The following is a 7,883-nucleotide window of genomic DNA, read 5'->3' on the forward strand; positions in this document are numbered from 1 at the left end:
TGTCCGATTTTTCGTAATACGGACGTTGACTGTATGGCGTACAGTATGACAGGCTTACATACGGCTGCAGGACAGCCACTCACATCGGATGCTCATCAAGGAGGGTGATATGCGTCTCTGCAAATCGGCATGCACTGCGCTTCTGGCGGCTGGCATGACCTTGTCCGCCCTGCCGGCCGCGGCGGAAACCACCCTCCGGCTGCACTCGGTCTGGGTCGAAAGCCGCCCCGTCGCCGAGTATCTGAATGTCTTCTCGAAGAAGGTGGAGGAGCATTCCAAGGGCGATCTGAAGATCCAGGTGTTCCACGGCGGGTCGCTCGGCATCAAGGACGCCGACATCCTGCGCGTCCTGCCGTCGGGTGCGGTGGACATGTCGGCGCTCTATCCCGAATATGTGGCGCGCGACGAGCCGGAACTGGCCGTCGCCTACGTCCAGGGCTCCATCGAGGCGGTGGATGACCAGCTCAAGGCCGTGCCGGCCATCCAGGCCATCTACCAGCCGGTGTTCGAAAAGTGGGGCATCACCACGCTGGGCGCCGTCCAGGTTCCCGAACGCAGCGTCCACGTCTTCTGCAAGACACCGGTCCGCAGCCTGGAGGACCTGAAGAGCAAGAAGATCCGCGTGTGGGGCCGCCATCAGGTGGAAACCTTCAAGAAACTGGGCATCGCCGCGCAGATCATCGGGCAGAACGACATGTACGTCGCCCTTCAGACCGGCGTCGTCGATTGCGCCACCTACATGGGCAGCATCGCCACCACCATCTCGCTCCAGGAGGTGACGCCCTACGCCGCCTACCTGCAGCCGCACGCCGGGGTGCCGATCAACCTGCTGATCTCGACCAAGCGCTTCCAGTCCCTGTCGCCCACCCAGCAGGAGGCCCTGCGCGCCGCCGCCGCCGACGTGCTGGCCTACACGAACGAGGAGTTCACCAAGGGCGAGCGGGAAGAGGCCGGGCTGAAGAAGCTGACCGACGCCGGCGGCAAGATGCTGGAGCCCTTCTCCGACGCCGATCAGGCGGCCTTCATCACCGCCGCCCGCACGACCTGGAAGGAGATGTCGGAACAGGTCGGGCCGAAGGCCGTCGCCAACATGAACGCCATCCTCGACGCCGTGAAGTAGCCGGTGGGCACGCTGCCGGCTGGTCGGCGGCGTGCCGCACATGGACAAGAGGGGGATGGCATGGACAATTCCATATCGAATTTGTTGAAGAACATCGGAGCCGGCATCATCGCCTGCTTCATCGCTCTGGTGATCGTCGCGACGCTGAATCGCTATGTTCTCGGCGTTCCCCTTGATTTCTCCGATGAGTTCGTCGGTCTCCTGTTCGCGACCTCCAGCTTCATCTCGATCGTCACCTCCGACCTCGACCGTGAGCACATCACGGTGCAGATCGTGACCAGCCGGCTGCCCGCCCCCTTGCAGCGCCTCTGCCGGCTGGCCGGCGACCTGGCGACGATCCTGTTCTTCGTCATCATTCTGGTCGAAGGCTACAAATTCGCCGCCTTTTCCTGGCAGATCTCCGCCCGCTCCGAGAACGCCGCGCTGCCGGTGGCCCCCTGGATGTTCGGCATCCCGGTGATGGCGCTGTCGATGATCCTCCTGCGCGTCCTGCGCCTTCTGGGGCGCGCCTGAGCCGCAGCCCTGCCCGCGCCCGAGCGGGCGGCATCAAGGGTTTGGCCAGCATTTAAAAATTTGGAGTGAGCGACATGGTATGGCTCGTCATGGGCGTGAGTCTGGCCGTCATGCTCCTCGCCGGGTTTCCGATCGGCGTGGCGCTGGGGCTGACCGGCTTTCTGATCCTGGAACTGTTCGTCGGCGGCGCCCTGCAACTGGGCATCACCGCTGGCTGGAACGCCTTCAACAGCTTCACCCTCAGCGCGGTCCCGGCCTTCATCGTGCTGGGCGAGGTTCTGCTCGCCAGCGGGCTCGGCGCCCGCATCTATTCGGGAGTGTCGCCGCTGTTCCGCCGGGTGCCCGGCGGCCTGATGCACACCAATGTGGCGGTCGGCACGCTGTTCGGCGCGGTCAGCGGCACCAGCCTCGCCACCGCCGCCGCCGTCGGGTCGGTCGCCTACCCGCAGCTCATCAAGCGCGGCTACCCGGCGAAGAGCGTGGTCGGCATCCTGGCCGCCTCGGGCACGCTGGGGATCATCATCCCGCCCAGCCTGATTTTGATCATCTACGGCGCCACCATGGACGTGTCGATCGGCAAGCTGTTCCTGGCGGGCCTGATCCCCGGCTTCCTGCTGGCGGCCATGTTCATGGGGCTGGTCGCGGTCCGCGCCCGGCTCTCGCCCGGCTGGCTGCCCGACGACCGCGAGGCGGTGTCGCTGGCGGTGATCCTGCGGTCGCTGGTCGATCTGTGGCCGCTGGCCATCCTGATGTTCGCGGTGCTGGGGACCATCTACATGGGCATCGCCACCCCGACCGAGGCGGCGTCGCTGGGGGTGGTCGCGGCCATCGCGCTCGGCTTCACCGTCGGCGAGCTGACGATGAAGGGGCTGCTGCACGCGCTGATCGCGGCGGTGCGCGGCTTCGGCGCCATCGCGCTGATCTTCCTGGGGGCGTCCATCCTGTCGCAGGCCATCAGCATCCTGGGGCTGCCGGCCCAGCTCGCCCAGACCATGGGCGCGATGGCCATCGGCAAGTACGAGCTGCTGCTCGGCATCGTCCTGCTCTATTTGGTCCTCGGCTGCCTGTTCGACGGCATCTCCATCATGCTGATGACCCTGCCGCTGACCTTCCCGCTGATGATGAACGTCGGCTTCGACCCGGTCTGGTACGGCATCGTCGTCACCGTCCTGATCGAGATCGGGATGATCACCCCGCCGGTTGGCATCAACCTGTTCGTTCTGGTGTCGCTGACCAAGGGTGCAGTCAACATCACCGAGGCGGCGTGGGAGGCCATCCCCTACTGGCTGCTGATGCTGGTGTCCATCGCGCTCTTCACCCTCTTCCCCGGCATCGTCACCGGCCTGCCGAGCTTCTTCTACTGAAGCTCTTCTATTGATGCGGCGCGCCCCGATGCGCGCCTCTCCTCCACAATCACAATCGAGGCCACCATGCCTGACAGCATCGCCGACGTCCGTCACGAGGATCTGATCGTCACCGACTCCCTTCTCGTCTGCAACTTCGACCGCGAGATCTTCGAGGCGATGCGGACGGCGGGCATCACCGCCGCCAACTGCACCTGCAGCGTCTGGGAAGGCTTCCAGGACACCATGAAGAACGTGGGCCACTGGAAGCGCATGTTCCGCGAGCACGGCGACATCATCACCCAGATCCGCAGCGTCGAGGACATCCGCCAGGCCAAGGCCGACGGCAAGGTCGGTATCATCCTGGGCTGGCAGAACACGTCTGGCATCGACGACAACATCGACTATCTCGAACTCTACGCCGAACTGGGCGTGAAGATCATCCAGCTCACCTACAACACCCAGAATCTCGTCGGGGCCGGCTGCTACGAGGGCAAGGACGCCGGGCTGACCGGCTTCGGCCGCGACGTGGTGGCGGAGATGAACCGGCTGGGCATCCTGGTCGATCTGTCCCACGTGTCGGAACGGACGGCGACCGAGGCCATCGAGGCGTCGGTGAAGCCGGTGGCCTACACCCACTGCTGCCCGCGCGCCCTGAAGGACCATCCGCGCAATAAGTCCGACGAGACCCTGCGCAGCGTGGCGCAGCGCGGCGGCTATGTCGGCGTCACCATCTTCCCGCCCTTCCTGCCCAAGGGCACCGCCTCCACCATCGACGACTTCATCGACGTGGTTGAGCACATGGTCGGCGTCTGCGGCGAGGAGCATGTCGGCATCGGCACCGACATGTCGCAGGGCCAGCCCTGGTCCTTCCAGGAATGGGTGATGCACGACAAGGGCAACGGGCGCCGCCTGACCACCTTCGGCGATCTGGTCTTCCCCAAGGGCATCGAGCGCATCGAGGACTATCCCAACCTGACCGCCGCCATGGTCCGCAAGGGCTGGTCGTCCGGCAAGATCGAGCGGGTCATGGGCGGCAACTGGCTGCGGCTGCTGCGCGACGTCTGGTGAGCCGCCGGTCCGTTCCACCCGATCCACCCTGAAGGAGCACCCCCGCCATGGCCACAGTCGCCGTCATCGGTGCCGGTTTCGTCGGTCTGTCCTCGGCCTATTGGCTGATGCGGGACGGGCACGCCGTCACGCTGTTCGACCCCGCGGGGCCGGCGGGCGGCGCCTCCTACGGCAACGCTGGGACCTTCGCCAACTACGCCTGCATCCCGGTCAACAACCCGTCGGTCTTCCGGGATTTCCACCGCTACCTGCTGGCCGCCGACAGCCCCTTCCGGCTGCGCGCCTCCTACCTGCCGCGGCTCATGCCCTGGCTGGCGCGCTTCCTGTGGCATTCCACCCCGGCCCGCTACGAAGCGGCGGTGGCGGCGCTGGGTCCGCTTCTGGGCCGCGCCTATGAAGGATACGCCGACCTGATTCGCGACGCCGGGCTGGAGGACCGGATACGCCGCCGCGAATGCCTGTACCTCTATTCCAGCGAGCGGTCCTTCCGGAACAGCGCGGACTCCCTGCGGCTGCGCCGCGAGGCCGGCGTCGCCTGCGAGGTTCTGGACGCCTCGGCCATCCGGGGGCTGGAACCGGCGCTGGCGCCGATCTTCGCCCACGGCGTGCTGTTCCCCGGAAGCTGGCATCTGAGCGACCCTGCGGGCTTCCTCACCGCGCTGCACGGCTGGCTGGTCGGGCGCGGCCTGCGGACCGAGGCCCGCGCCGTGACGAGGCTGGCCCCCGGCGGTTCCGGCGTCATCCTCGTCACGCCGGACGGCGACGAGCGTTTCGACCATGCCGTGGTGGCGGCCGGCATCCACTCCCGCCCGCTGGCCGCCGATTGCGGCGACAGTCTGCCGCTGGACACTGAGCGCGGCTATCACGTCACCTTCGGCGGGGTGATCGACCCCATCGGGCGGCCCTGCGGCTGGGCCGAGCGTGGGCTCTACATGACCCCCATGGCCCAAGGCCTGAGGGTGGCCGGCACGGTGGAACTGGCCGGGCTCGACCCCCGCAAGGCGTCCGGTCTGACGGGTCTGCTGGCGCGCTCGGCCCGCGAGGCCCTGCCAGCCCTGAACGAACCGGGCGTCCGTCAGACCGACGACTGGCTGGGTTTCCGCCCGACCTTTCCCGACGGTTTGCCGGTGCTCGGCCGGTCGCGGGCCAGCGAACGGGTGGTCTACGCCTTCGGCCACCAGCATGTCGGGCTGACCCTCGGCGGGCTGAGCGGCATGGTGGTCGCTGATCTGGTGGCCGGGTGCGCGCCGCCGCTCGACCTGATGGCGGTCGATCCGCGCCGCTTCTGAACCGTCTCCCCTTCGCCGGAGAGTCCGTATGCCCTACACCACCTCGCTCGGCCGCACCCGCTGGCGCTTCCCCCATCTGCGCGACGTGCTGGCCAAGGCCTCGCCCGCCCGGTCGGGGGACCAGTTGGCCGGGCTGGCCGCCGGCAGCGCGCTGGAGCGCCACGCCGCCCAGCGCGTCCTTGCCGACATTCCGTTGGCGGATTTTCTGGTCACCGACCTCGTGCCCTACGAGGAGGACGAGGTCACCCGCCTGATCCACGACCAGCGGGACGCGGCGGCTCTGGCTCCCGTCGCGTCGCTGACCGTCGGGGAGTTCCGGGACTGGCTGCTGTCGGACGCCGCCGACCGAAACAGTCTGGCCGCGCTCGCCGCCGGCCTGACGCCGGAGATGGTGGCGGGCGTGTCGAAGATCATGCGGGCGCAGGACCTGATGGCGGTGGCGGCCAAATGCGAGAACCCCGTGGCCTTCCGCAACAGCCTGGGGCTGGCTGGACGGCTGTCCACGCGCCTGCAACCCAACCACCCGACCGACGACAGCCGCGGCATCGCCGCGAGTCTGCTCGACGGGCTGCTGATGGGCAGCGGCGACGCGGTGCTCGGCGTCAACCCGGTCACCGACAGCGTGGAGGATTACAGCCGCATCGTCCGCCTGCTGGACGAGTTGCGCACCCGGCTGGACATCCCGACCCAGACCTGCTGCCTGGGCCACGTCACCACGGCCATCCGGGCGATCGAGGGCGGGGCGCCGGTCGATCTGGTGTTCCAATCCGTCGCCGGATCGGAGAAGGCCAACCGCGGCTTCGGCATCTCCCTGGCCGTGCTGCGCGAGGCGCACGAGGCCGCGCGGTCCCTGAAGCGCGGCACGGTCGGCGACCACGTCATGTATTTCGAAACAGGCCAGGGCGCCGCCCTGTCCGCCGACGCCCATCACGGCGTCGATCAGCAGACCATGGAGACCCGCGCCTACGCCGTCGCCCGCGCCTTCCGGCCGCTGCTGGTCAACACGGTGGTCGGCTTCATCGGCCCCGAATACCTCTACGACGGAAAGCAGATCATCCGCGCCGGGCTGGAGGACCATTTCTGCGGCAAGCTGCTGGGCCTGCCGATGGGAGTGGATGTTTGCTACACCAACCACGCCGAAGCCGACCAGGATGACATGGACACGCTGTTCGCTGTGCTGACGCTGGCGGGCGTCACCTTTGTCATCACGGTGCCCGGCTCCGACGACATCATGCTGAACTACCAGAGCCTGTCGCACCACGACGCCCTGACGGTCCGCCGCCTGACCGGCCGCCCGCCGGCCCCGGAGTTCGAGGACTGGGCGCGCCGGGTCGGGCTGCTGGACGACCGGAACGCCTGGCGTCCGGTCCCGATGAGAATGCCGCTTCTGGAGGCGGTCCGATCGCTCACCGCCTTGGAGGCTTCACGATGACCAGGCGCGATGACAAGGCCCTGAGCCATGCCCCGGCTTCGACGGAGGTTCACCCGCTGCGTCGTTTCACCGACGCGCGGGTGGCGCTGGGCCGGGCCGGCACCTCGCTGCCCACGCGGGCGCATCTGGATTTCCTGCACGACCATGCCCGTGCCCGCGACGCCGTGTGGGCGGCCCCCGATCTGGACGGGTTGCACCGCCGGCTGGAGTCGGCGGGACTGCCGGTCGTCCGGTTGCGCAGCTGCGCCCCCGACCGGGCCGTCTATCTGCGCCGCCCCGACCTGGGCCGCCGCCTCGCCGACGAGGACGCGGAGCGGCTGCGCGGGCTGGCGACACCGGATGGCCTGGGCGGGGAGCGCCTCCGCGTGGGCATCGTGGTGGCCGACGGGCTGTCGGCCATGGCGATCGACGTCAACGCCGCCCCGGTCACCATTGGTCTCGCGCGTGGGCTGTGCGGGCAAGGCGTCGATCTGGCCCCGGTGGCGCTTGTGGAGCAGGGCAGAGTCGCCATCGGTGACGCCATTGGCGAGGCGCTGGGGCTGGCCCTGGTGATCGTGCTGATCGGCGAGCGTCCGGGGCTCTCGGCGGCCGATTCCCTCGGCTGCTACGTCACCTGGGCGCCGCGGCCCGGCACCCCGGACTCGGCCCGCAGTTGCATTTCCAACATTCGACTGGGCGGCTTGGTCCCGGAGCAGGCCGTCGCGTGCATCGCCGATCTGGCTCGGGACATTTGGCGGGCGCGGGTCAGCGGTGTCGCGCTTGCCGCCGCCATTGCTCAGCGCCTTGAGTAGAATGGACTGATGGTGTGGACGGCCCTTCCACCTTTCTGAAACGGTGGAAAGCTGATGCCGTCGAAGACGGCCATGCAGTCAATGCTTGGGCACGGCAATATGATTCCCTCCCCCGCCGAAGGCGGGGGAGGGTTAGGGAGGGGGCCTGTGGCGACACCCGGACACGACGAAAAGCCGGCGCTCCCCGTTGGGAAAAGCGCCGGCTTTGTCGTTCATGAAGCCGATTGTCAAGCGATGCTGAAACCTTGTCCAAGCCGCGTCGGGCTGGTTTGGCGTGTGCCGTGGTGACCTGGCGGCGACCTACTCTCCCACGTCTTAAGACGC

Annotated in this window: 7 protein-coding genes; all 7 read left to right on the plus strand. The window is 67.9% G+C overall.

All coding sequences use genetic code 11. The annotated features are described in order from the left end of the window. The first annotated feature begins 154 nt into the window (after positions 1–154). The 7 genes from dctP (at position 155) to eutC (ending at position 7,559) form a co-directional block, all read left to right on the plus strand. Complete coding sequence (gene dctP / locus JJL56_RS30255) at positions 155–1,120, plus strand: TRAP transporter substrate-binding protein DctP (RefSeq protein WP_186453016.1); 966 nt, start codon at positions 155–157, stop codon at positions 1,118–1,120. A gap of 60 nt (positions 1,121–1,180) precedes the next feature. Continuing rightward, positions 1,181–1,633 carry a TRAP transporter small permease gene (locus tag JJL56_RS30260; RefSeq protein WP_145627742.1) on the plus strand — a complete coding sequence of 151 codons (453 nt, stop codon included), beginning with the start codon at positions 1,181–1,183 and terminating at the stop codon, positions 1,631–1,633. A 74-nt stretch (positions 1,634–1,707) separates the two neighbouring features. After that, the gene (locus JJL56_RS30265; RefSeq protein WP_145627740.1) at positions 1,708–2,997 is read left to right on the plus strand and encodes a TRAP transporter large permease; all 1,290 of its coding nucleotides are present in this window, start codon (positions 1,708–1,710) and stop codon (positions 2,995–2,997) included. Positions 2,998–3,063: 66 nt separating this feature from the next. Beyond that, entirely contained in the window at positions 3,064–4,047 is a 984-nt protein-coding gene (locus tag JJL56_RS30270) for a dipeptidase (RefSeq protein ID WP_145627739.1), read from the plus strand. Between the two features lie 47 nt (positions 4,048–4,094). Continuing rightward, positions 4,095–5,336, plus strand: coding sequence for an NAD(P)/FAD-dependent oxidoreductase (locus JJL56_RS30275; RefSeq protein WP_200487554.1), 1,242 nt, complete (start codon positions 4,095–4,097; stop codon positions 5,334–5,336). A gap of 28 nt (positions 5,337–5,364) precedes the next feature. Beyond that, positions 5,365–6,768: an ethanolamine ammonia-lyase subunit EutB gene (locus tag JJL56_RS30280; RefSeq protein WP_200487555.1), complete on the plus strand. Its 1,404-nt coding sequence runs from the start codon at positions 5,365–5,367 to the stop codon at positions 6,766–6,768. Further along, positions 6,765–7,559, plus strand: coding sequence for an ethanolamine ammonia-lyase subunit EutC (gene eutC / locus JJL56_RS30285; protein ID WP_145629769.1), 795 nt, complete (start codon positions 6,765–6,767; stop codon positions 7,557–7,559). Before JJL56_RS30280 ends, eutC begins: the two co-directional genes overlap by 4 nt. Positions 7,560–7,883: the final 324 nt, after the last annotated feature.

The organism is Azospirillum aestuarii, assembly GCF_016632405.1.
GTDB lineage: Bacteria > Pseudomonadota > Alphaproteobacteria > Azospirillales > Azospirillaceae > Azospirillum > Azospirillum aestuarii.

What these genes read in the sequence shown, in the direction of transcription:
- dctP (WP_186453016.1), top strand. Translation starts at nt 155, where the DNA reads ATGACCTTGTCCGCCCTGCCGGCCGCGGCGGAAACCACCCTCCGGCTG.
- JJL56_RS30260 (WP_145627742.1), top strand. Translation starts at nt 1,181, where the DNA reads ATGGACAATTCCATATCGAATTTGTTGAAGAACATCGGAGCCGGCATC.
- JJL56_RS30265 (WP_145627740.1), top strand. Translation starts at nt 1,708, where the DNA reads ATGGTATGGCTCGTCATGGGCGTGAGTCTGGCCGTCATGCTCCTCGCC.
- JJL56_RS30270 (WP_145627739.1), top strand. Translation starts at nt 3,064, where the DNA reads ATGCCTGACAGCATCGCCGACGTCCGTCACGAGGATCTGATCGTCACC.
- JJL56_RS30275 (WP_200487554.1), top strand. Translation starts at nt 4,095, where the DNA reads ATGGCCACAGTCGCCGTCATCGGTGCCGGTTTCGTCGGTCTGTCCTCG.
- JJL56_RS30280 (WP_200487555.1), top strand. Translation starts at nt 5,365, where the DNA reads ATGCCCTACACCACCTCGCTCGGCCGCACCCGCTGGCGCTTCCCCCAT.
- eutC (WP_145629769.1), top strand. Translation starts at nt 6,765, where the DNA reads ATGACCAGGCGCGATGACAAGGCCCTGAGCCATGCCCCGGCTTCGACG.